Source organism: Pseudomonas umsongensis, from assembly GCF_012647205.1.
In the GTDB taxonomy this organism is placed as follows: domain Bacteria; phylum Pseudomonadota; class Gammaproteobacteria; order Pseudomonadales; family Pseudomonadaceae; genus Aquipseudomonas; species Aquipseudomonas umsongensis.
In genome coordinates, this window is the sequence record NZ_CP051487.1 from 1,883,571 (window position 1) to 1,905,817 (window position 22,247).

At 59.0% G+C, this 22,247-nt stretch carries 20 protein-coding genes; 14 read left to right on the forward strand and 6 right to left on the reverse strand.

Going from position 1 to position 22,247, the window contains the following annotated elements:
* Positions 1 to 2 precede the first annotated feature (2 nt).
* The 10 genes from sdhA (at position 3) to HGP31_RS08635 (ending at position 13,689) form a co-directional block, all read left to right on the forward strand.
* On the forward strand, positions 3 to 1,775 hold the full coding sequence (sdhA, locus tag HGP31_RS08590; RefSeq protein WP_168757467.1) for a succinate dehydrogenase flavoprotein subunit: 1,773 nt from the start codon (positions 3 to 5) through the stop codon (positions 1,773 to 1,775).
* 11 nt (positions 1,776 to 1,786) lie between these two features.
* Positions 1,787 to 2,491: a succinate dehydrogenase iron-sulfur subunit gene (locus tag HGP31_RS08595; RefSeq protein ID WP_083348460.1), complete on the forward strand. Its 705-nt coding sequence runs from the start codon at positions 1,787 to 1,789 to the stop codon at positions 2,489 to 2,491.
* A 275-nt stretch (positions 2,492 to 2,766) separates the two neighbouring features.
* Positions 2,767 to 5,598, forward strand: coding sequence for a 2-oxoglutarate dehydrogenase E1 component (locus HGP31_RS08600; RefSeq protein WP_020799804.1), 2,832 nt, complete (start codon positions 2,767 to 2,769; stop codon positions 5,596 to 5,598).
* Positions 5,599 to 5,640: 42 nt separating this feature from the next.
* The gene (gene odhB / locus HGP31_RS08605; protein ID WP_020799803.1) at positions 5,641 to 6,861 is read left to right on the forward strand and encodes a 2-oxoglutarate dehydrogenase complex dihydrolipoyllysine-residue succinyltransferase; all 1,221 of its coding nucleotides are present in this window, start codon (positions 5,641 to 5,643) and stop codon (positions 6,859 to 6,861) included.
* Positions 6,862 to 6,959: 98 nt separating this feature from the next.
* Positions 6,960 to 8,396: a dihydrolipoyl dehydrogenase gene (lpdA, locus tag HGP31_RS08610; RefSeq protein ID WP_020799802.1), complete on the forward strand. Its 1,437-nt coding sequence runs from the start codon at positions 6,960 to 6,962 to the stop codon at positions 8,394 to 8,396.
* Between the two features lie 196 nt (positions 8,397 to 8,592).
* Entirely contained in the window at positions 8,593 to 9,759 is a 1,167-nt protein-coding gene (sucC, locus tag HGP31_RS08615) for an ADP-forming succinate--CoA ligase subunit beta (RefSeq protein WP_007919879.1), read from the forward strand.
* Complete coding sequence (gene sucD / locus HGP31_RS08620) at positions 9,759 to 10,640, forward strand: succinate--CoA ligase subunit alpha (protein ID WP_007919877.1); 882 nt, start codon at positions 9,759 to 9,761, stop codon at positions 10,638 to 10,640. Before sucC ends, sucD begins: the two co-directional genes overlap by 1 nt.
* A 323-nt stretch (positions 10,641 to 10,963) precedes the next feature.
* Entirely contained in the window at positions 10,964 to 12,277 is a 1,314-nt protein-coding gene (brnQ, locus tag HGP31_RS08625; RefSeq protein ID WP_168757468.1) for a branched-chain amino acid transport system II carrier protein, read from the forward strand.
* Between the two features lie 273 nt (positions 12,278 to 12,550).
* Positions 12,551 to 13,288, forward strand: coding sequence for a DUF599 domain-containing protein (locus tag HGP31_RS08630; protein ID WP_020799800.1), 738 nt, complete (start codon positions 12,551 to 12,553; stop codon positions 13,286 to 13,288).
* Positions 13,288 to 13,689 (forward strand): MAPEG family protein, encoded by a 402-nt coding sequence (locus HGP31_RS08635; protein WP_151141006.1) that lies wholly within the window; start codon positions 13,288 to 13,290, stop codon positions 13,687 to 13,689. The genes HGP31_RS08630 and HGP31_RS08635 overlap by 1 nt, the downstream gene beginning before the upstream one ends.
* Before the next feature lie 67 nt (positions 13,690 to 13,756).
* On the opposite strand, the gene HGP31_RS08640 is transcribed toward HGP31_RS08635, so the two are convergent.
* Positions 13,757 to 13,993, reverse strand: a complete 237-nt coding sequence (locus HGP31_RS08640) for a hypothetical protein (protein WP_020799798.1) — start codon at positions 13,991 to 13,993, stop codon at positions 13,757 to 13,759.
* A 158-nt stretch (positions 13,994 to 14,151) separates the two neighbouring features.
* On the opposite strand from HGP31_RS08640, the gene HGP31_RS08645 reads away from it, so the two are divergent.
* From HGP31_RS08645 to HGP31_RS08660, 4 genes are all read left to right on the forward strand, one after another.
* Entirely contained in the window at positions 14,152 to 14,628 is a 477-nt protein-coding gene (locus HGP31_RS08645) for a PaaI family thioesterase (protein ID WP_020799797.1), read from the forward strand.
* Positions 14,625 to 15,077: a PaaI family thioesterase gene (locus HGP31_RS08650; protein ID WP_168757469.1), complete on the forward strand. Its 453-nt coding sequence runs from the start codon at positions 14,625 to 14,627 to the stop codon at positions 15,075 to 15,077. Before HGP31_RS08645 ends, HGP31_RS08650 begins: the two co-directional genes overlap by 4 nt.
* A gap of 81 nt (positions 15,078 to 15,158) precedes the next feature.
* The gene (gene htpG, locus HGP31_RS08655) at positions 15,159 to 17,063 is read left to right on the forward strand and encodes a molecular chaperone HtpG (RefSeq protein ID WP_033044612.1); all 1,905 of its coding nucleotides are present in this window, start codon (positions 15,159 to 15,161) and stop codon (positions 17,061 to 17,063) included.
* A gap of 68 nt (positions 17,064 to 17,131) precedes the next feature.
* Complete coding sequence (locus HGP31_RS08660) at positions 17,132 to 17,860, forward strand: dienelactone hydrolase family protein (protein WP_020799794.1); 729 nt, start codon at positions 17,132 to 17,134, stop codon at positions 17,858 to 17,860.
* A gap of 134 nt (positions 17,861 to 17,994) precedes the next feature.
* Here HGP31_RS08660 and HGP31_RS08665 read toward each other — a convergent pair whose 3' ends face one another.
* From HGP31_RS08665 to purM, 5 genes are all read right to left on the reverse strand, one after another.
* Positions 17,995 to 18,855, reverse strand: coding sequence for a pirin family protein (locus tag HGP31_RS08665; protein WP_151141012.1), 861 nt, complete (start codon positions 18,853 to 18,855; stop codon positions 17,995 to 17,997).
* Between the two features lie 62 nt (positions 18,856 to 18,917).
* Positions 18,918 to 19,334 carry an OsmC family protein gene (locus tag HGP31_RS08670; RefSeq protein WP_033044272.1) on the reverse strand — a complete coding sequence of 139 codons (417 nt, stop codon included), beginning with the start codon at positions 19,332 to 19,334 and terminating at the stop codon, positions 18,918 to 18,920.
* 126 nt (positions 19,335 to 19,460) lie between these two features.
* Positions 19,461 to 20,174: a DUF3108 domain-containing protein gene (locus HGP31_RS08675; protein ID WP_020799791.1), complete on the reverse strand. Its 714-nt coding sequence runs from the start codon at positions 20,172 to 20,174 to the stop codon at positions 19,461 to 19,463.
* An 8-nt stretch (positions 20,175 to 20,182) separates the two neighbouring features.
* Positions 20,183 to 20,833 carry a phosphoribosylglycinamide formyltransferase gene (gene purN, locus HGP31_RS08680; protein WP_033044271.1) on the reverse strand — a complete coding sequence of 217 codons (651 nt, stop codon included), beginning with the start codon at positions 20,831 to 20,833 and terminating at the stop codon, positions 20,183 to 20,185.
* A complete protein-coding gene (purM, locus tag HGP31_RS08685) occupies positions 20,833 to 21,891 on the reverse strand; it encodes a phosphoribosylformylglycinamidine cyclo-ligase (protein ID WP_033044269.1) in 1,059 nt (352 codons plus the stop codon). Before purM ends, purN begins: the two co-directional genes overlap by 1 nt.
* Between the last annotated feature and the right edge of the window lie 356 nt (positions 21,892 to 22,247).

Here is a 22,247-nt window from a genome sequence, read left to right on the forward strand (position 1 = left end):
TCATGGCTAACATTCCAACGATTTCTTTCGACGCCATCATTATTGGTGGTGGCGGTGCCGGCATGCGCGCAGCGCTGCAACTGGCGCAAGGCGGTCACAAGACCGCGGTAATCACCAAGGTTTTCCCGACCCGTTCGCACACCGTATCCGCCCAGGGCGGCATCACCTGTGCCATCGCGTCCGCCGACCCGAACGATGACTGGCGCTGGCACATGTACGATACCGTCAAGGGCTCCGACTACATCGGTGACCAGGACGCTATCGAATACATGTGTCAGGAAGGCCCGGCCGCCGTTTTCGAGCTGGATCACATGGGTCTTCCGTTCTCGCGTACCGAAACCGGCCGTATCTACCAGCGTCCGTTCGGCGGTCAGTCCAAGGACTACGGTAAAGGTGGCCAGGCTGCCCGTACCTGCGCCGCTTCCGACCGTACCGGTCACGCGCTGCTGCACACCCTTTATCAGGGCAACCTGAAAGCCGGTACCACGTTCCTGAACGAGTACTACGCTGTTGACCTGGTGAAAAACCAGGCCGGCGAATTCGTCGGCGTTATCGCCATCTGCATCGAAACCGGCGAAACCACCTACATCCGTGCCAAGGCTACCGTTCTGGCCACCGGCGGTGCAGGTCGTATCTACGCGTCCACCACCAACGCCCTGATCAACACCGGCGACGGTGTCGGCATGGCCCTGCGTGCTGGCGTACCGGTACAAGACATCGAAATGTGGCAGTTCCACCCGACCGGCATCGCCGGCGCCGGCGTACTGGTAACCGAAGGTTGCCGTGGTGAAGGTGGTTACCTGATCAACAAGCACGGTGAGCGTTTCATGGAGCGTTATGCTCCGAACGCCAAGGACCTTGCCGGTCGTGACGTTGTGGCCCGTTCGATGGTTAAAGAGATCATTGCCGGCAACGGCTGCGGTCCGAATGGCGACCACGTGATGCTCAAGCTCGACCACCTGGGCGAGGAAGTGCTGCACAGCCGTCTGCCAGGCATCTGCGAACTGTCGAAGACTTTCGCACACGTTGACCCGGTTGTTGCTCCGGTTCCGGTTGTTCCTACCTGCCACTATATGATGGGCGGCGTTGCCACCAACATCCACGGCCAGGCGATCACCCAGGACGCCGAAGGCGTGGACACCATCATCCCGGGCCTGTTCGCTGTAGGCGAAGTGGCTTGCGTATCGGTTCACGGCGCCAACCGTCTGGGCGGCAACTCGCTGCTCGACCTGGTGGTCTTCGGCCGTGCTGCCGGCCTGCACCTGGAAAAGGCGCTGACCGACGGTATCGAATACGACGAAGCCACCGAAGCCGACATCACGGCGGCCCTGTCGCGTCTGTCCGCCTTGAACGAGCGTACCGATGGCGAAGACGTGGCAACCCTGCGTCGCGAGCTGCAAAACTGCATGCAGAACTACTTCGGTGTATTCCGTACCGGCGAATACATGCAGAAGGGTATTGCCCAGCTGGCCGATCTGCGCAAGCGCATCGCCAACGTCAAGATCAACGACAAGTCGCAGGCGTTCAACACCGCGCGTATCGAAGCTCTGGAACTGCAGAACCTGCTGGAAGTGGCCGAAGCCACCGCCATCGCTGCCGAAGTGCGTAAAGAGTCCCGCGGCGCTCACGCCCGTGAAGACTTCGAAGATCGTGACGACGAAAACTGGCTGTGCCACACCCTGTACTTCCCGGGTGAGAAGCGCGTTGCCAAGCGTGCCGTGAACTTCTCGCCGAAGACGGTTCCGACTTTTGAACCTAAGATTCGGACTTATTAAGGGTGGCCGCCATGTTGCAAGTCAGTGTTTATCGTTACAACCCTGATCAGGACGCTGCGCCGTTCATGCAGGAATTCCAGGTCGATACCGGTGGTAAAGACCTGATGGTGCTGGACGTACTGGCCCTGATTAAAGAGCAGGACGAAGGTTTCTCCTATCGTCGCTCCTGCCGTGAAGGTGTTTGCGGCTCCGACGGCATGAACATCAACGGCAAAAACGGCCTGGCGTGTGTCACGCCGCTGTCCGCCGTCGTAAAAGGTAACAAGTTGATCGTTCGTCCTCTGCCAGGCTTGCCGGTTATCCGTGACCTGGTCGTCGATATGAGCATCTTCTACAAGCAATACGAGAAGGTTAAGCCATTCCTGCAGAACGACACGCCGGCTCCGGCCATCGAGCGTCTGCAGTCCCCTGAAGAGCGTGAAAAGCTCGACGGTCTGTACGAGTGCATCCTGTGCGCCTGCTGCTCGACCTCTTGCCCGTCCTTCTGGTGGAACCCGGACAAGTTCCTGGGTCCAGCTGCCCTGCTGCAAGCGTACCGCTTCCTGGCAGACAGCCGTGACACCAAGACGTCCGAACGTCTGGCTGCGCTGGATGACCCGTTCAGCGTATTCCGCTGCCGCGGGATCATGAACTGCGTCAACGTATGTCCGAAAGGCCTGAACCCGACTAAGGCCATCGGTCACATCCGTCACATGCTGCTCTCGAGCGGTGTGTGAAACAGCTGTTGTAACCCAGCTGTTGTAAATGCAGTACCGCTGTAAATGTAGAGGCTAAGGCGCGGGCTTCAACCCGCGTCGTAGCTATAACCAGAGCAGCAGCTTAAAAGGCTGCGGCTCTTATTTTGAAGAAATGAGACAAGCAGGGGCATCCGGGCTGGTACCCGGACTATCAGTGTGATCCTAGTGGCTTGTTTTGGTCGCTGCATTTGGACTTCTGCAAGTTTGCTCGGTGTCGACACCGGTGGTGTTCCCCTAACCGAGGGTGACCAAGCATGCAAGAAAGCGTGATGCAGCGCATGTGGAACAGCGCCTACCTATCCGGTAGTAACGCTGCCTATGTGGAAGAGCTCTACGAGCTCTACCTGCACGACCCTAACGCTGTGCCAGAAGAGTGGCGCACCTACTTCCAGAAGTTGCCTGCTGACGGCAACCCTGCCACCGATGTTTCGCACTCCACAATTCGCGATCATTTCGTCTTGCTGGCAAAGAACCAGCGCCGCGCCCAACCGGTTTCCGCCGGCAGCGTGAGCAGTGAGCACGAGAAGAAGCAAGTTGAAGTGCTGCGATTGATCCAGGCCTACCGTATGCGTGGCCACCAGGCAGCCCAGCTTGACCCGCTGGGGCTGTGGCAGCGTCCTGCACCTGCAGACCTGTCGATCAATCATTACGGCTTGACCAATGCCGATCTTGATACGACCTTCCGTGCCGGCGACCTGTTCATCGGCAAAGAGGAAGCGAGCCTACGCGAAATTCACGAAGCGTTGCAGCAGACATATTGCCGCACCATCGGCGCTGAGTTTACGCACATCACCGATTCCGAGCAGCGCCAGTGGTTCCAGCAGCGTCTGGAAAGCGTGCGTGGCCGTCCGACGTACTCCGCCGACATCAAGAGCCACCTGCTCGAGCGCGTGACCGCCGGTGAAGGCCTGGAAAAATACCTGGGCACCAAATACCCGGGTACCAAGCGTTTCGGCCTGGAAGGCGGCGAAAGCCTGATTCCGATGCTCGACGAGCTGATCCAGCGTTCCGGTTCCTACGGCACCAAGGAAATCGTCATCGGCATGGCCCACCGTGGCCGTCTGAACGTACTGGTCAACACCTTCGGCAAGAACCCGCGCGAGCTGTTCGACGAGTTCGAAGGCAAGAAGAAGGTCGAGCTGGGTTCCGGTGACGTTAAATACCACCAGGGCTTCTCGTCCAACGTGATGACCACCGGCGGTGAAGTTCACCTGGCCATGGCGTTCAACCCGTCCCACCTGGAAATCGTTTCCCCGGTGGTCGAGGGTTCGGTGCGCGCCCGTCAGGATCGTCGTAACGACCTGACCGGTGAGAAAGTCCTGCCGATCTCCATCCACGGTGACGCGGCATTCGCCGGTCAAGGCGTGGTGATGGAAACCTTCCAGATGTCGCAGACCCGCGGTTTCAAGACCGGCGGTACCGTGCACATCGTGATCAACAACCAGGTCGGTTTCACCATCAGCAACCCGCTGGACTCGCGTTCCACCGAGTACGCCACCGACGTTGCGAAGATGATCCAGGCGCCGATCCTCCATGTGAATGGCGATGATCCGGAAGCCGTGTTGTTCGTGACCCAGTTGGCCATCGACTACCGCATGCAGTTCAAGCGTGACGTGGTGATCGACCTGGTCTGCTACCGTCGTCGCGGCCACAACGAGGCCGACGAGCCAAGCGGCACCCAGCCGATCATGTATCAGCAGATCACCAAGCAGCGCACTACCCGTGAGCTGTACGCTGATCGCCTGACCCAGGCCGGTGTACTGGACGCTGAACGTGTCCAGGCCAAGGTCGACGAGTACCGCAACGCGCTGGACAACGGTCTGCACGTCGTGAAATCGCTGGTCAAGGAACCGAACAAAGAGCTGTTCGTGGACTGGCGTCCGTATCTGGGCCACGCCTGGACCGCGCGTCACGACACGCGCTTCGACCTGAAGACCTTGCAGGAACTGTCCGCCAAGCTGCTGGAAATTCCGGAAGGCTTCGTGGTTCAGCGCCAGGTTGCCAAGATCTACGAAGACCGTCAGAAGATGCAAGCCGGCGGCCTGCCGATCAACTGGGGTTACGCCGAAACCATGGCGTACGCGACCCTGGCGTTCGAAGGTCACCCGATCCGCATGACCGGCCAGGACATCGGCCGCGGTACGTTCTCGCACCGTCATGCCGTGTTGCACAACCAGAAGGACGCGGGCACCTACATCCCGTTGCAGAACCTGTACGACGGTCAGCCACGCTTCGACCTGTACGACTCGTTCCTGTCCGAAGAAGCGGTACTGGCGTTCGAGTACGGTTACTCGACCACCACGCCGAACGCGCTGGTTATCTGGGAAGCCCAGTTCGGCGACTTCGCCAACGGCGCCCAGGTTGTAATCGACCAGTTCATCACCAGTGGCGAGCACAAGTGGGGCCGTCTGTGCGGTCTGACCATGCTGCTGCCGCACGGTTATGAAGGTCAGGGGCCGGAGCACTCCTCGGCTCGTCTGGAGCGTTACCTGCAGCTGTGCGCCGAGCACAACATCCAGGTGTGCATGCCAACGACGCCGGCACAGATCTACCACTTGCTGCGCCGTCAGGTGATTCGCCCGCTGCGCAAGCCACTGGTAGTCCTGACTCCGAAGTCGCTGCTGCGCCACAAGCTGGCCATCTCGACCCTGGAAGATCTGGCCGAAGGTTCCTTCCAGACCGTTATCCCGGAAATCGACGCCCAAGACCCGAAAAAGGTCGAGCGCGTTGTCCTGTGTAGCGGCAAGGTCTACTACGACCTGCTGGAAAAACGCCGTGCCGAAGGCCGTGACGATATCGCCATCGTGCGTATCGAGCAGCTGTACCCATTCCCTGAGGACGACTTGAAAGAAGTCCTGGCTCCCTACACCAACGCCAAGCATGCCGTTTGGTGCCAGGAAGAGCCGATGAACCAGGGCGCGTGGTACTGCAGCCAACACCACATGCGTCGCAGCATCAGCAACCTCAACAAGTCTCTCGTACTCGAGTACGCGGGCCGCGAGGCTTCTGCTGCACCGGCATGCGGTTACGCATCGATGCACGCCGAACAGCAGGAACAACTGCTGCAAGACGCCTTTACTGTTTAACGCCTTCGCGCACCTGAAACCGAATTTAAGGAACCACAGATAATGGCTATCGAGATCAAAGCCCCCACTTTCCCGGAATCGGTTGCCGATGGCACCGTTGCCACCTGGCACAAAAAACCGGGCGACGCGGTCAAGCGCGACGAACTGATCGTCGACATCGAAACCGATAAAGTCGTACTCGAAGTGTTGGCTACCGCTGATGGCGTGCTGGGCGCTATCGTCAAGAACGAAGGCGACACCGTTCTGTCCGACGAAGTCCTGGGCTCCATCGAAGCGGGCGGCGCTGCTGCCGCTCCAGCTGCTGCGGCTCCTGCCGCCGCTGCCCAGGCTGCTGCCCCTGCCGCCGAAGGCGAAGACGATCCTGTTGCTGCACCGGCTGCGCGCAAGCTGGCTGAAGAAAACGGCATCAACATCGCTTCCGTTGCCGGCACTGGCAAAGGCGGTCGCGTGACCAAGGAAGACGTGGTTGCAGCCGTTGCTGCCAAGAAAGCCGCTCCGGCTGCCGCGCCTGCCAAGGCTGCCGCACCTGCCGCTGCTGCTCCGGTGTTCGCTGCCGGCGATCGCATCGAGAAGCGTGTACCGATGACCCGCGTGCGGGCCACCGTTGCCAAGCGCCTGGTCGAAGCCCAGTCGAACATGGCGATGCTGACCACGTTCAACGAAGTCGACATGACCGAAGTCATGGCGCTGCGTTCGAAGTACAAGGATCTGTTCGAGAAGTCCCACAACGGCGTGCGCCTGGGCTTCATGTCCTTCTTCGTGAAAGCGGCCACCGAAGCGCTGAAACGCTTCCCGGCTGTCAACGCCTCGATCGACGGCGCTGACATCGTTTACCACGGCTACGCTGACGTCGGCGTTGCGGTTTCCAGCGATCGCGGCCTGGTTGTTCCGGTTCTGCGTAACGCCGAACTGATGAGCCTGGCTGAAATCGAAGGCGGCATCGCCACCTTCGGCAAGAAAGCCCGCGACGGCAAACTGTCGATGGACGAAATGACCGGTGGTACCTTCACCATCACCAACGGCGGTACCTTCGGTTCGATGATGTCGACCCCGATCGTCAACCCGCCACAAGCAGCCATCCTGGGCATGCACAACATCATCCAGCGTCCTATGGCCATCAACGGCCAGGTCGTTATCCGTCCGATGATGTACCTGGCCCTGTCCTACGATCACCGTCTGATCGATGGCAAAGAAGCTGTGACTTTCCTGGTGACCATCAAGAACCTGCTGGAAGATCCGGCTCGTCTGTTGCTGGATATCTGATAGAAGCAGTCGCGAGCTGCAAGCCCAGGCTGTCGGAAAACCCGCAGCCTGGCTTGTCGCTTGCGGCTTCAAGCTTTTCGCTAAAGAGGATTTTTTGAATGTCGCAGAAATTTGACGTAGTAGTGATCGGCGCGGGCCCTGGCGGCTACGTAGCTGCCATCAAGGCCGCTCAGTTGGGCCTCAGCACTGCCTGCATCGAGAAGTACACCGACAAGGATGACAAACTGGCTCTGGGCGGTACTTGCCTGAACGTCGGCTGCATTCCGTCCAAGGCGCTGCTGGACAGCTCCTGGAAGTACAAGGAAGCCAAAGAAGGCTTCGCGATCCACGGTATCAACCACGCTGGCGTGACCATGGACGTGCCAGCAATGGTCGGCCGTAAAGCCACCATCGTCAAAGGCCTGACCTCCGGTGTTGCAACCCTGTTCAAAGCCAACGGTGTGACCTCCATCCAGGGTCACGGCAAGCTGCTGGCCGGCAAGAAAGTTGAAGTCACCAAGCCTGACGGTTCGGTAGAAGTCATCGAAGCCGAGAACGTGATCCTGGCTCCAGGTTCGCGTCCGATCGACATTCCACCGGCTCCGGTCGACCAGAATGTGATCGTCGATTCCACCGGCGCCCTGGAATTCCAATCCGTACCAAAACGCCTGGGCGTAATCGGCGCTGGCGTGATCGGTCTGGAGCTGGGTTCGGTCTGGTCGCGTCTGGGTGCAGAAGTGACTGTCCTGGAAGCCCTGGACACTTTCCTGATGGCCGCTGACGCAGCCGTTTCCAAGGAAGCGCTGAAAACCCTGACCAAGCAGGGCCTGGACATCAAGCTGGGCGCTCGCGTGACCGGCTCCAAAGTGAACGGCGACGAAGTCGTGGTGAACTACACCGATGCCAACGGCGAACAGAACATCACTTTCGACAAGCTGATCGTAGCCGTTGGTCGCCGTCCAGTGACCACTGATCTGCTGGCTGCCGACTGCGGCGTGACCCTGGACGAGCGCGGTTTCGTGCACGTCGACGATCACTGCGCCACCACCGTACCGGGCGTCTACGCCATCGGTGACGTGGTTCGCGGCATGATGCTGGCGCACAAGGCGTCGGAAGAAGGCATCATGGTTGTCGAGCGCATCAAGGGCCACAAGGCCCAGATGAACTATGATTTGATCCCTTCGGTTATTTATACTCACCCGGAAATCGCGTGGGTTGGTAAAACCGAGCAGGCCTTGAAAGCTGAAGGCGTTGAAGTTAACGTCGGCACCTTCCCGTTCGCAGCCTCCGGCCGTGCCATGGCTGCCAACGACACCGGTGGTTTCGTCAAGGTCATCGCAGATGCCAAGACAGACCGCGTATTGGGCGTCCACGTGATTGGCCCAAGCGCTGCCGAACTGGTTCAGCAGGGTGCGATCGGTATGGAATTCGGCACCAGCGCTGAAGACCTGGGCATGATGGTTTTCTCCCATCCGACCCTGTCTGAAGCCTTGCACGAAGCTGCTTTGGCAGTGAATGGCGGCGCCATCCACATCGCCAACCGCAAGAAGCGTTAAGACAATAAGAAACCACGGCGGAATGGCCCGTCGTGAGCCTTGCATGCAAGACTCACCGCGGAATATCCGCTGGACGCAGCCTTGCATGGCTGCACCGGTTGTCCGGAAAGGCCATGCAAGCAGCAGTCACAGGTGGTGCGGCACTTGAATGAGTGCAGCACCGAATGCGCAGTACCTAACGAAGACGGTAATAAGCATGAATCTTCACGAGTATCAGGGTAAGCAGCTGTTCGCTGAGTACGGCCTGCCAGTTTCCACCGGTTACGCGGTAGACACCCCGGAAGCAGCAGCAGAAGCTTGCGACAAGATCGGCGGCAGCGAGTGGGTTGTCAAAGCCCAGGTCCACGCCGGTGGTCGCGGTAAAGCGGGCGGCGTCAAGCTGGTTCGCAGCAAAGAAGACGCTAAAGCATTCGCACAGCAGTGGCTGGGCAAGCGTCTGGTGACTTACCAGACTGACGCCAATGGTCAGCCAGTCACCAAGATCCTGGTTGAATCGTGCACTGATATCGCTAAAGAGCTGTACCTGGGCGCTGTCGTTGACCGTTCGAGCCGTCGCATCGTGTTCATGGCTTCCACCGAAGGTGGCGTGGACATCGAGAAAATCGCTCACGACACTCCAGAAAAAATTCTGAAAGCCACTATCGATCCACTGGTTGGCGCTCAGCCATTCCAGGGTCGCGAGCTGGCATTCCAGCTGGGTCTGGAAGGCAAGCAGGTTGCTCAGTTCGCCAAGATCTTCGTTGGCCTGGCCAAACTGTTCAAGGATCACGACCTGGCCCTGCTGGAAGTGAACCCGCTGGTGATCAAGGCTGACGGCGATCTGCACTGCCTGGACGCCAAGATCAACATCGACGCCAACGCCATGTACCGTCAGCCTAAGCTGAAGACTTTCCACGATCCGTCGCAAGACGATCCGCGCGAAGCGCACGCTGCCAAGTTCGAACTGAACTACGTAGCGCTGGAAGGCAACATCGGTTGCATGGTCAACGGTGCTGGCCTGGCCATGGGTACCATGGACATCGTCAACCTGCATGGCGGCAAGCCAGCCAACTTCCTCGACGTGGGCGGCGGTGCTACCAAAGAACGCGTTACCGAAGCGTTCAAGATCATTCTGTCCGACACCAACGTCGCTGCAGTACTGGTTAACATCTTCGGCGGCATCGTTCGTTGCGACATGATTGCCGAAGGCATCATTGGCGCCGTGAAAGAAGTCGGCGTGAAAATCCCGGTTGTTGTTCGCCTTGAAGGCAACAACGCTGAGCTGGGCGCTAAAGTACTGGCAGAAAGCGGTTTGAACATCATCGCTGCTACCAGCCTGACCGACGCTGCTCAACAAGTTGTCAAAGCTGCGGAGGGCAAATAATGAGCGTCCTGATCAATAAAGACACCAAAGTTATCTGCCAGGGTATTACCGGTTCGCAAGGTAGTTTCCACACCCAGCAAGCCATCGAGTACGGCACCAAGATGGTGGGTGGTGTAACTCCAGGCAAAGGCGGCACCGAGCACCTGGGCCTGCCAGTGTTCAACACCGTGAAAGACGCTGTAGCTGCCACTGGCGCCACCGCCAGCGTGATCTACGTTCCGGCTCCTTTCTGCAAGGACTCGATCCTGGAAGCTGCTTTCGGCGGCATCAAGCTGATCGTGTGCATCACCGAAGGCATTCCTACCCTGGACATGCTGGACGCTAAAGTTAAGTGCGACGAGCTGGGCGTAGTCCTGATCGGCCCTAACTGCCCAGGCGTGATCACCCCAGGCGAATGCAAGATCGGCATCATGCCAGGTCACATTCACTTGCCAGGCAAGGTCGGTATCGTTTCCCGTTCCGGCACCCTGACCTACGAAGCTGTGAAGCAGACAACTGACGCCGGTTTCGGTCAGTCGACTTGCGTCGGCATCGGTGGTGACCCGATCCCGGGTTCGAACTTCATCGACATCCTGAAGCTGTTCCAGGAAGACCCGAAGACCGAAGCGATCGTGATGATCGGTGAGATCGGCGGTTCGGCTGAAGAAGAAGCGGCTGCCTACATCAAGGCACACGTGACCAAGCCGGTTGTTTCCTACATCGCTGGTGTGACTGCTCCTCCGGGCAAGCGCATGGGCCATGCTGGCGCAATCATCTCTGGCGGCAAAGGCACTGCAGACGAGAAATTCGCTGCTCTGCAAGACGCAGGCGTTAAAACCGTGCGTTCGCTGGCAGACATCGGCAAGGCCCTGGCCGAGCTGACCGGTTGGGCTGTCAAGTAAGCCTCGCGCTTAGCTGACGCTTCACCAAACAAAGGCCACCTTCGGGTGGCCTTTGTCGTTTGTGGCTGATCGTTCCCACGATCTGGGTCGGGGCGGGAAAATTAAGTATGTAAACGCGACATGGAAACGTCGTGTATCGGATAGTTCGCCCTCAAACAGTGCGTTTGTCGCCCAAATTCGTTAGGCTACGCGCCATTTTTGCGTCCGCGCCCACAAGGCTGCAACGCGCTTAAAGGGTTGGCCCCATACGGACCGACAGCATTTCCCTCACCCATAGGGAAATCCCTCTCTAAATTCCGATTCAGTAGTGTGGTATTTCCTTAATGAAAGTGTTGAAAGGCCAGGACATCCTGGCACTTGGTTTTATGACGTTTGCCCTGTTCGTCGGGGCTGGCAACATCATCTTCCCGCCTATCGTCGGTTTGCAGTCCGGGCCTCATGTCTGGATTGCGGCACTGGGCTTCCTGATCACCGCAGTGGGTCTGCCCGTGGTCACTGTCGTTGCCCTGGCCAAGGTCGGTGGCGCCATGGATGCGCTGAGCAGCCCGATCGGCAAGATCGCCGGTGGCTTGCTGGCAGCAGCGTGCTACCTCGCTGTCGGCCCGCTGTTCGCCACGCCGCGTACCGCTACCGTGTCCTTTGAAGTCGGCCTGGCACCCCTGACCGGCGAAAGCCCACTGGCGTTGTTCCTCTACAGCTCGGTGTACTTCCTGGTGGTGTTCTTCATTTCGCTCTATCCGGGCCGCCTGCTGGATACCGTCGGGCGTTTCCTCGCACCGCTGAAGATCATCGCTTTGGCCGCGCTCGGCATCGCTGCGTTCGCTTTGCCCGCCGGTGATATCGGCCATGCTACGCCTGAGTACGTGGCGGCGCCGTTTTCCCAGGGGTTCATCAATGGTTACCTGACCATGGACACCCTCGGTGCGCTGGTGTTCGGCATCGTGATCGTCAATGCCATTCGCTCGCGCGGCGTCGAGTCGCCAGCGCTGATCACCCGCTACGCGATCATTGCCGGCTTGATCGCCGGCGTGGGCCTGGCGCTTGTCTACATCAGCCTGTTTCGCCTGGGCTCGGGCAGCCATGAAGTGGCGGCTGGCGCTACCAACGGCGCGGCGGTCTTGCACGCCTACGTACAACACACCTTCGGTTCGCTGGGCAGCGGATTCCTTGCGGTGCTGATTTCCCTGGCGTGCCTGGTGACCGCTGTTGGCCTGACCTGCGCCTGCGCCGAATACTTCAGCCGTGTGCTGCCACTGTCCTACAAGACGCTGGTGATTATCCTCGCGGCGTTCTCGCTGCTGGTGTCCAACCTGGGCCTGACCAAGCTGATCGCGTTCTCGATCCCTGTCCTGACCGCGATCTACCCGCCGTGCATCGCCTTGGTGGCCCTGAGCTTCTGCAAGGACTTCTGGCATGAACAAGGGCGCATTGTCGGCCCGGTGATGCTGGTGTCGTTCATCTTCGGCCTGATCGACGCGCTTAAGGGCGCGGGTCTGGCGGACTGGATGCCGACGCAACTGGCGCACTTGCCACTCAGCGAGCAGGGCCTGGCCTGGCTGGTGCCTTCGGTGATGACCCTGGTGGTTGCCGTGGTTTGCGATCGCCTGCTGGGCAAGCGCGAAGAAGCGTTGGCTTAAGCTTTACCGGCCCGCCACAAGCGGGCCTGTAAACGACACAGAAATGCCCCGTATCAATCGATACGGGGCATTTTTTTATGGGGTGATGCGGTGTCTTTTCTTCTGCGCTAACGTCGAAAGACTGCGCAATCCCCTGTAGGAGCGAGCATGCTCGCGAAAAACCTGAGAGCAACGCGTGTATTCAGTAAACACGCGCCATAGTTCGCGACCTTCGCGAGCATACTCGCTCCTACAAGGGGTACGGTGTTCCGCCACCACATCACAAGGACCTGCATGTCGTTCATCCAAGCCAACCTGATCCACATCCTCGCTGCCATCTGGTTCGTCATCTGCTGGGGCGGCTACACCCGCTATGCGACCTGGAAAGGCCGAGATACCGCCTGCCTGGCCAGCGTGCTGCATCTGTATCGCGAAGACTGGATGCGCCGCATGCTGTTGCGTGATAACCGCATCGCCGATGCCAGCGTGATCGGCAACCTGGAACGCAATGCGTCGTTCTTTGCCTCCAGTACCCTGATTATCCTGGCCGGTATTCTCACGGTACTTGGGGCGTCCGAAAGGGCGGTGTCGTTGCTGGCGGATATCCCGATGGTGCAACAGGCTTCCCAGGGGATGTCCGAGATCAAGTTGTTGTGCCTGGCACTGGTGTTCGTCTACGCGTTCTTTACCTTCAGCTGGTGCATGCGCCAGTACAACTTCGCGGCCATCCTGGTGGGCTCGGCGCCCATGGTCGGTGAGCGACATGTGTCGGAGCTGGAGCGCAAAGCCTTTGCCAACCGTGCTGCCCGGGTTATTTCCATGGCCGCCAACCAGTTCAACTTCGGCCTGCGTTCCTACTATTTCGGCATGACCATGTTGGCCTGGTTCGTCAGCCCCTGGTTGTTCATGTTGATGAGTGCCGGCGTCGTGTTCGTGCTGTACCGCCGTGAGTTTCACTCCGACGTTCTCGATGTCATGGTCTATACCCCTACAGAGGCACCGTTGCCCGAGGCGAACAAAGAGGCCGCTTGATGAGTATTCCATTCTGGTGCGTATTTATCAGTGCCGTGCTGATTTACGTGGCGCGCATGCCCGTGACCACGGCGATGAAACAGCAGGGGGGTTACAACAACCACCTGCCGCGCCAACAGCAGGCGCAACTTACAGGCCTGGGCGCGCGCGCGGTGGCGGCCCATCAGAACAGCTTCGAAGCTTTCATATTGTTTGCGGTGGGTGTGTTGATGGCCCACACCACGCAAACAGCGGGATGGCTCATCGATTTGCTGGCAATTATCTTTGTGGTAGCGCGAGTTATCTATCTGGTGTGCTATTGGAAGGACCTGGCCTGGCAGCGAAGTCTGGTGTGGCTGGTGGGTTTGATCTGCTCGTTGTTGTTGATGATTAGTCCGACTTTTCGAACGATTTTGCTCTAACGAGTCAATCGCCGATAAAAGAAAACCCGCACTTGGCGGGTTTTCTTTTATCGCAGCGAGAAGCGGCTTATTGCTTCTTGGCAGCTTCTTCTTGTGCTGCTGCGTTCGATTCAGCCTGAGCTTTGGCAGCTTCGGCGTTTTCTTTCGCCGCATCGTTCACTTTATCCTGAGCTTCGCTCATTTTTTCCTGGGCTTGCTCAGCATGTTGGTTGGCATCTTGAGCTTTGTCCTCGGATTTTTTATCGCAGGCAGCGAGACCGAGGGAAGCGGTCAACATCAAGGCAATAGCTAAAGTCTTACGCATGGGGTGTTTCTCCTTATGGAAATTATCTACTGGCCTTAAGAGCACAGCCAACAGGGTTAAGTTCCTCAAATCCCAGAGATATATAAGTTTGTTCTAACGCGGAACTTTTACCTGGGCCCCGACTTCACTGAAGCACTGTAAACAAGAGTCTTTATCAAATGGCTGAAAATCCCGTTTTTGAGCGTGCAACACGATTTTTGTCGGCGCTGCGGCATTGCCAGGTGCTCGGATTACGAGTTCACAGCGCCAGTGCCGACGGGCTCACCGTGGTGCTGCCTTATAGCCCGCAGATCGTCGGCAATCCCCTGACGGGCGTGATTCACGGCGGCGTCCTGACCACATTGATGGACACCGCTTGCGGCATGTCTACCCTCTGCGTGCTCCCGGAGTTCGAAGTTTGCCCCACCCTCGATTTGCGCATCGACTACATGCACGCAGCCGAACCGAACAAGGATGTCTACGGTTTCGCGCAATGCTATCGGGTGACCACTGATGTGATCTTTGCCCGCGGCTTTGCCTATCAGGATGATCCCGAACAGCCCATTGCCCATGTCGTGGGCACTTTCATGCGCATGGGCAAGGGCATCAAAGGCACCAAGGGTTTTGGCGGCACTATCGCCGGAGGTGCGGCATGAGTGAGTCGTTCAAGGAGCAAGTGCAACTGGCCCATGAGCGGGGAGAGTACGCCCCGTTGTTGAGCCTGATTCCCTACGCCAGTTTGATCGGTGTCGAATGTTCGCGGGTGGGGGATGAGTTGTTGTTTCGCCTGCCGGCCAACAAGGACAACATAGGTAACCCTTTATTGCCGGCCATCCATGGCGGCGTAATCGCCGGGTTCATGGAATTGTCCGCCGCGCTGCACCTGTTGGTGGCCACCGGTTCGCCTTGCGTGCCAAAGATCATCGACTTCTCCCTCGATTACCTGCGCGCCGGGCAGTTTCGCGATACCTGGGCCCGCTGCCAGGTCTGTCGCCAGGGACGCCGGGTCGCCAATGTGGCGGTAACCGCGTGGCAAAGCACTGAAGCCGAGCCCATCGCCACGGCGCGGGCGCATTTCAAACTCGATGAGCCCTTGAAATCCTGAATGGAGCCCCCAACTCTGATGACAACCCGCCGCCGACCCTCATGGTCGCGGCTTATGCCATCTGATTGGAGTTTGATGACCATGAGTGTGGAAACTCAAAAGGAAACCCTGGGCTTCCAGACCGAGGTGAAGCAACTGCTGCACCTCATGATCCATTCGCTGTATTCCAACAAGGAAATTTTCCTTCGCGAACTGATCTCGAACGCCTCTGACGCTGTAGACAAATTACGTTTCGAAGCGCTGGCCAAGCCGCAATTGCTCGAAGGCGGCGCTGAGCTGAAAATCCGTGTGAGCTTCGACAAGGACGCCAAGACCGTCACCCTCGAAGACAACGGCATCGGCATGAGCCGCGAAGACGCGATCACCCACTTGGGCACCATCGCCAAATCCGGCACCGCCGATTTCATGAAGCACCTGACGGGCGACCAGAAGAAAGACTCGCACCTGATCGGTCAGTTCGGTGTTGGCTTCTACTCGGCCTTCATCGTCGCCGACAAAGTCGATGTGTACAGCCGTCGTGCGGGCAGCGATGCCAGCGAAGGCGTGCACTGGTCGTCCAAAGGTGAGGGCGATTTCGAAGTCGCGACCATCGACAAGGCCGAGCGCGGTACCCGTATCGTCCTGCACCTGAAATCCGGTGAAGACGAGTTCGCCGATGGCTGGCGCCTGCGTAACATCATCAAGAAGTATTCCGACCACATCGCCTTGCCGATCGAGTTGCCCAAAGAAGTGGCAGCTGTCGAGGGTGAAGAGAAGCCTGCCGTTGAATGGGAAACCGTCAACCGCGCCAGCGCCTTGTGGACCCGTCCGCGTACCGAAATCAAGGACGAGGAATACCAGGAGTTCTACAAGCACATCGCCCACGACTTCGAAAACCCGCTGAGCTGGAGCCACAACAAGGTCGAAGGCAAGCTGGAATACAGCTCGCTGCTGTACGTGCCGGCCCGTGCTCCATTCGACCTGTACCAGCGTGAAGCGCCGAAAGGCCTGAAGCTGTACGTGCAGCGCGTGTTCGTCATGGATCAGGCCGAGTCCTTCCTGCCGCTGTACCTGCGCTTCATCAAGGGCGTGGTCGACTCCAACGACCTGTCGCTGAACGTGTCGCGGGAAATCCTGCAGAAAGACCCGATCATCGACTCCATGAAGTCGGCACTGACCAAGCGCGTGCTGGACATGCTGGAAAAGCTGGCGAAGAACGATCCAGAGCAATACAAGGGCTTCTGGAAAAACTTCGGCCAGGTCATGAAAGAAGGCCCGGCAGAAGACTTCGCCAACAAAGAGAAAATCGCTGGCTTGCTGCGTTTTGCCTCGACCAATGGTGATGACGGCGAACAGGTTGTCGGCCTGACTGAGTACCTGGCACGCGCCAAGGAAGGCCAGGACAAGATCTACTACCTGACCGGCGAAACCTACGCGCAAGTCAAGAACAGCCCGCACCTGGAAGTCTTCCGCAAGAAAGGCATCGAAGTGCTGCTGCTGACCGACCGTATCGACGAGTGGCTGATGAGCTACCTCAGCGATTTCGACGGCAAGGGCTTTGTCGACGTGGCACGCGGTGACCTGGACCTCGGCAACCTGGACTCGGAAGAGGACAAGAAAGCCGCTGAAGAAGTCGCCAAGTCCAAAGAAGGCCTGGTTGAGCGTCTGAAGACTGCACTGGGCGAATCCGTTGCTGAAGTACGGGTATCCCATCGCCTGACCGATTCCCCGGCGATCCTGGCCATCGGCGAGCAGGACCTGGGCCTGCAGATGCGTCAGATCCTCGAAGCCAGCGGGCAGAAGGTTCCGGATTCGAAGCCGATCTTCGAATTCAACCCGGCTCACCCACTGATCGAGAAGCTCGACAGCGAGCAGAGCGACGAGCGCTTCGGCGATCTGTCGCACATCCTCTTCGATCAAGCGGCCCTGGCGGCCGGCGACAGCTTGAAAGACCCGGCGGCCTATGTGCGCCGTCTGAACAAGCTGCTGGTTGAGCTGTCGGCTTAACGGCGTTGTAGAAAAACCCGCTTCGGCGGGTTTTTTCATTCTGGTGTTTAAATAATCAGGAGTCAGATATGAGCCAAATCACTGTACGTTCTGTTGCTTATCAGATTGACGGCCAGCCGTACGAAAGCCGCCTGGCCTTCGACGCTGATCACAAGGGCCCGCGTCCGGGTTTGTTGATGGCGCCGAACTGGATGGGCGTGGGTGCCGGTGCCGAGGAAATCGCCAAATCGGTGGCGGCCAAGGGCTATGTGGTGCTGATCGCGGACCTCTACGGCCAATCGGTGCGCCCGCAGAACAATGATGAGGCAGGCGCGGCAATGATGCCGCTCAAGAATGACCGGCCGTTGCTGCGCAAGCGCATGCAAGTGGCGTTCGAACAGTTGCAAAGCCAGGGTGAGGCCGCTGTCGATACGTCGAAACTGGCCACGTTCGGTTTCTGTTTCGGTGGCTGCTGCGCGCTGGAGTTTGCCCGTACGGGTGCGCCGGTGAAAGCGGCTGTCTCGTTCCACGGCACGCTGGATACACCGAATCCGGCCGATGCGAAAAACATCAAGGGCAAGGTGCTGGTACTGCATGGCGCTTCCGATCCATTGGTGCCTAAAGAACAGCTGCCCGCGTTTGAAGATGAAATGAACGCGGCTGGCGTGGATTGGCAACTGCTGAGTTACGGCGGTGCGTTCCATTCGTTCACCGATCCGCATGCGAACGTGCCGGGCATGATGATGTACGACGCGAAGGTCGCCGCACGCGCGTTCACTTCGATGCACAACTTGCTGGATGAAGTGTTCAAGGGCTGATTGCGGTAGTTTTGCTTCACCTGGTTGGTGTTAGTGCCGGCCTCTTCGCGAGCAAAAGCCCGCTCCCACATTAGAATGCGGTCAACTGTGGGAGCGGGCTTGCTCGCGAAGGCGGTGTAACTGCTAAAAAGAATTTAAGGCAGTTCAATCCTCTCAACTTCCCCCGGCACCGTTGGCCAATCCCCGGCCGCCCAGCGCCGCCGCGCTTCATCGATAGCCGCCGGGTCGCTTGCCACGAAATTCCAGTTGATCCGCCGTGGCCCGTCCAGCGGCGCGCCACCGAACACCACAGCATGACAGTCGCTCTCGGCGAACAATGTCATCTCTTCCCCGGGCGGCAACACCACCAGCGAATGCGGCTCTATCGATTCGCCATCCAATCGCACTTCACCGCTCAACACATACAGCGCGCGCTCTTCATGCTCAGTGGGAATCAGCAAGGTCGTCGCCGTTTGCAGGTGCAGTTCGGCATACAGCGTAGGGGAAAGCACCGGCACTGGCGATTCCAGGCAAAAGCCCGAGCCTGCGATCATGCGGATCTTCACCCCAAGGTTCTCGCTGACTGGCAAGGTGCTCGCCGGGTGATGACTGTAGTGTCCCGGGCCCTGCTCCCGGTCTTTTGGCGACGCCAGCCAGATCTGCAGGCCGTGCATCGTAAAGCCGCTTTCTTTCAGTGCCTGGGGTGTGCGCTCGACATGGGCGATCGCGCTGCCGGCGGTCATCCAGCTGACATCGCCGGCGCTCACCACCTGATCCGAGCCAAGGCTGTCCTTGTGCTGCAGCTGGCCTTCAAAGAGGTAGGTGAGGGTGGACAGGCCGATGTGCGGATGCTGGCGGATGTTCATGCCTTCTCCCGCGGCATAGCGGGTTTGCAGCATGTGGTCGAAAAACACGAAGGGCCCGACATTGCGGCATTTGGCTGACGGCAAAGGGCGAAGAATCGGTTGGCCTTCGACATCTTCGGCGCGGGGGCGGATCACGAGCGGAGTGTTCATGGTGCGTTCCAGGCTGAGCGGGTGATGCGGTCGAGCATAACCCGCTTGCGCAGCCGTTGCCGCTATTGGCTGAACGCGCCTTCGGACAGATGGGTTTCGATGCTGACTTCACTGCTGGTCATCAGCTTGTGTACCGGGCAGCGGTCGGCCACGCGGTGCAGCTCTTCGCGCTGGGCGTCGGTGAGTACACCCTTGAGGGTCAGTTTCACATGCAGGGCATATTTGCCTTTCTGCTCTTCACTGTTGTCGCGTTTGACCTCGACGCCAACCCCCGTCAGCGGAATGTCCTTTTTCTTCGCATACATCTTCAAGGTCAGGGCCTTGCATGCGCCCAGTGCGGCATCGAAGTAATCGTGTGGCTCCGGGGCCGAGCCTTCGCCGCCTGCGGTAACGGGCGCATCGGCAAAGAGTTCGTGATCATCGATCTGTACGGTATGGCGCAAACCTTCGGCGGAGACGGTGTTGACGGTGACAGTCATGGGAACCTCGCAAGCGACGGGAAAGGTCATTCGATCAAAAAAGGCGTTGAAGGTATAGAGCCTTGCTCCGATGGTGCGTTCCAAGAAAAAGCCCCGCAATCGCGAGGCTTTTTCATGTCGGTGGGCTCAGCTACCTTTAACCGGCTTGCCGTTGACCGTGCCGTCCAGGAGCATGATGTTGTACTCCTTGCCGTCGGTCTCGACCTGTTGCAGGCGGACCAGCAGGTAATCCCAATCCTTGGCGAACCACAGGACGGTGATGCGCTTGCTTTGTGTCGGGTCGCGCACGCGCTCGACCTTGATCGCATCGATCTGGCCAGCCTTGGTGTCGACTTTTTCCGCACCCAGCACGCGGAAGTCATAGGTATCGACTTCGCCATCATCGACCACCTGATAGCTCATGCTTTTCTTGCCGGCGGCCACGTCATGCTGCAGCGCCAGCTGGTAGGTGGATTTGTCGAGCATGCCGCGGTTCAGCGGGATATTGACCGCGTCACCACGATCGGTACCGGTAACCTTCTTGGCGGTCCAGTCGAAGTCCAGGTCGGCCTTCTTGGCTTTGCCCAGGCCTCCGCGTTCGAAATGGTAGGACTGTGGCAGCAAGGTGTCCTTGTCGACGGTCAGGGTGCTTTCTTCGGACAGGCTGGCGATCATCATCGACGCCTTGAAGTTGAGCTTCCAGACGCCATTGGCTTGCTTGGTCAGGCTGCGTTCAGCCGTGCCGCTCATGGGCAACTGTTTCCAGTCGGCGGTGTAGCTGGCGGAGAAGGGTTGAAGGTCTGCGGCCTGTGCGAAGGGCAAGGCGAGCAGAGCACAAGCGAAGAGCAGGGCGCGACGCATAAAATCTCCTAGGTTCGAATCAAGTGGCCGCTGGGCGCAAGCAGCTGTCCATCCAGTAAAGCACCTTGTTCACTGAGCGATAGCCGGCCTTCGGCAAACCAGCGTACGGCCATGGGGTAGATCAGGTGTTCCTGTACATGGACTCGCTGCGCCAGGCTCTGCGGCGAGTCGTGCAACTCTACCGGTATTACTGCTTGTACGACCAGTGGTCCGCCATCGAGTTCCTCGGTGACGAAGTGCACGGAGCAGCCGTGTTCGGCGTCCCCGGCCTCCAGCGCGCGCTGATGAGTGTGTAACCCTTTGTATTTGGGTAGCAGCGAGGGATGGATATTGAGCAGGCGACCCGCGTAGTGGCGTACGAAATCAGCGCTGAGAATGCGCATGAATCCGGCCAGTACCACGAGTTTGGGATTGAAGGCGTCGATCAGTTCGATCAGCGCGGCGTCGAAGGCCTCGCGGCCTTCGAAAGCCTTGTGATCCAGGGTACGGGTTTCGATACCCGCGTCCCTGGCGCGTTGCAGGCCATAGGCGTCGGCGCGGTTGGAGATCACCGCAGCGACGCGGACCGGGCTGTCGCCGGTCTGCGTGCTGTCGATCAAGGCCTGCAAGTTACTGCCGGTGCCGGAGAGCAGCACCACAACATCACAGGTGGCTGACATTAATGAGCCTTGAGGTTCTTCAGTTCAACCTGGGCTGCGCCTTCGGCAGCGGTGGCGATCTGACCGATGACCCAAGGCTGCTCGCCGGCTTCACGCAGCACGTTCAGCGCGGTTTCCACGTGCTCTTGAGCGACGCAGATAACCATGCCTACGCCGCAGTTCAGCACGCGGTGCATTTCGTTTTCGTCGACGTTGCCTTTTTCCTGCAGCCAGTCGAACACCGCAGGGCGAGTCCAGCTTGCCACGTCAACCACCGCTTGTGCGCCTTTTGGCAGGACGCGCGGGATGTTGTCCAGCAGGCCGCCACCGGTGATGTGGGCCATGGCCTTGACCGCGCCTGTTTCCTTGATCAGCTTGAGCAGCGGCTTCACGTAGATACGGGTCGGGGCCATCAGCAGGTCGGTCAGCGGCTTGCCGTCGAGTTGGGTGTTCTCGATGTCGGCACCGGATACTTCGATGATCTTGCGGATCAGCGAGTAGCCGTTGGAGTGCGGGCCGGAAGACGGCAGGGCGAGCAGGGCATCGCCAGCAGCGACCTTGGAACCGTCGATGATCTCGGCTTTTTCCACGACGCCAACGCAGAAGCCGGCCAGGTCGTAGTCTTCGCCTTCGTACATGCCAGGCATTTCTGCGGTTTCGCCGCCCACCAGGGAGCAACCGGACAGTTCGCAACCAGCGCCGATGCCAGTCACGACCTGGGTCGCGGTTTCGACGTTGAGCTTGCCGGTGGCGTAGTAGTCGAGGAAGAACAGCGGCTCTGCGCCGCACACCACCAGGTCGTTGACGCACATGGCAACCAGGTCGATGCCGATGCTGTCGTGCTTGTTCAGGTTCAAGGCCAGGCGCAGCTTGGTGCCGACGCCGTCAGTACCGGAAACCAGCACGGGCTGCTTGTAGCCGGCCGGGATTTCGCAGAGGGCGCCAAAACCGCCCAGGCCGCCCATGACTTCCGGGCGCGCAGTGCGCTTGGCGACGCTCTTGATGCGTTCGACCAATGCTTCACCGGCGTCGATGTCTACACCGGCGTCCTTGTAGCTCAGGGAGGGTTGCTTGCTCATGATCCAGGCCTTTAGGGGGGATTTCTGGGTAACGACCGAGTCCAGCGGGACCGCCGACATCGACGAAGGTGATTGCCTCACGCGATATTCGAGGGTGCCCGGCTGTTGCCGGTCTGCGAAGGCGCGCGATTTTATCAGGCTTGAAGGGCAGCGGCCATCCTCACGCCGACGGCAGGGGGCATATCGGCCGAAAAAAACTGCCATTAGTTGGTGTGGATGACATCCTGCTCGCCTGTACGGGGTGTCGTCATTAACCGTCTATCGTTAGCACAGTGCGAAAACTTACCCAGGGCGTGTGAATGTTTTGCGTTCGGCAATGGTCACAGCCTTGCCCGATCGCCTTCATGCGGTCTGTT

Excerpts from the sequence above, each read along its gene's own strand:
- sdhA (WP_168757467.1), top strand. The coding sequence starts at position 3 with ATGGCTAACATTCCAACGATTTCTTTCGACGCCATCATTATTGGTGGT.
- HGP31_RS08595 (WP_083348460.1), top strand. The coding sequence starts at position 1,787 with ATGTTGCAAGTCAGTGTTTATCGTTACAACCCTGATCAGGACGCTGCG.
- HGP31_RS08600 (WP_020799804.1), top strand. The coding sequence starts at position 2,767 with ATGCAAGAAAGCGTGATGCAGCGCATGTGGAACAGCGCCTACCTATCC.
- odhB (WP_020799803.1), top strand. The coding sequence starts at position 5,641 with ATGGCTATCGAGATCAAAGCCCCCACTTTCCCGGAATCGGTTGCCGAT.
- lpdA (WP_020799802.1), top strand. The coding sequence starts at position 6,960 with ATGTCGCAGAAATTTGACGTAGTAGTGATCGGCGCGGGCCCTGGCGGC.
- sucC (WP_007919879.1), top strand. The coding sequence starts at position 8,593 with ATGAATCTTCACGAGTATCAGGGTAAGCAGCTGTTCGCTGAGTACGGC.
- sucD (WP_007919877.1), top strand. The coding sequence starts at position 9,759 with ATGAGCGTCCTGATCAATAAAGACACCAAAGTTATCTGCCAGGGTATT.
- brnQ (WP_168757468.1), top strand. The coding sequence starts at position 10,964 with ATGAAAGTGTTGAAAGGCCAGGACATCCTGGCACTTGGTTTTATGACG.
- HGP31_RS08630 (WP_020799800.1), top strand. The coding sequence starts at position 12,551 with ATGTCGTTCATCCAAGCCAACCTGATCCACATCCTCGCTGCCATCTGG.
- HGP31_RS08635 (WP_151141006.1), top strand. The coding sequence starts at position 13,288 with ATGAGTATTCCATTCTGGTGCGTATTTATCAGTGCCGTGCTGATTTAC.
- HGP31_RS08640 (WP_020799798.1), bottom strand. The coding sequence starts at position 13,993 with ATGCGTAAGACTTTAGCTATTGCCTTGATGTTGACCGCTTCCCTCGGT.
- HGP31_RS08645 (WP_020799797.1), top strand. The coding sequence starts at position 14,152 with ATGGCTGAAAATCCCGTTTTTGAGCGTGCAACACGATTTTTGTCGGCG.
- HGP31_RS08650 (WP_168757469.1), top strand. The coding sequence starts at position 14,625 with ATGAGTGAGTCGTTCAAGGAGCAAGTGCAACTGGCCCATGAGCGGGGA.
- htpG (WP_033044612.1), top strand. The coding sequence starts at position 15,159 with ATGAGTGTGGAAACTCAAAAGGAAACCCTGGGCTTCCAGACCGAGGTG.
- HGP31_RS08660 (WP_020799794.1), top strand. The coding sequence starts at position 17,132 with ATGAGCCAAATCACTGTACGTTCTGTTGCTTATCAGATTGACGGCCAG.
- HGP31_RS08665 (WP_151141012.1), bottom strand. The coding sequence starts at position 18,855 with ATGAACACTCCGCTCGTGATCCGCCCCCGCGCCGAAGATGTCGAAGGC.
- HGP31_RS08670 (WP_033044272.1), bottom strand. The coding sequence starts at position 19,334 with ATGACTGTCACCGTCAACACCGTCTCCGCCGAAGGTTTGCGCCATACC.
- HGP31_RS08675 (WP_020799791.1), bottom strand. The coding sequence starts at position 20,174 with ATGCGTCGCGCCCTGCTCTTCGCTTGTGCTCTGCTCGCCTTGCCCTTC.
- purN (WP_033044271.1), bottom strand. The coding sequence starts at position 20,833 with ATGTCAGCCACCTGTGATGTTGTGGTGCTGCTCTCCGGCACCGGCAGT.
- purM (WP_033044269.1), bottom strand. The coding sequence starts at position 21,891 with ATGAGCAAGCAACCCTCCCTGAGCTACAAGGACGCCGGTGTAGACATC.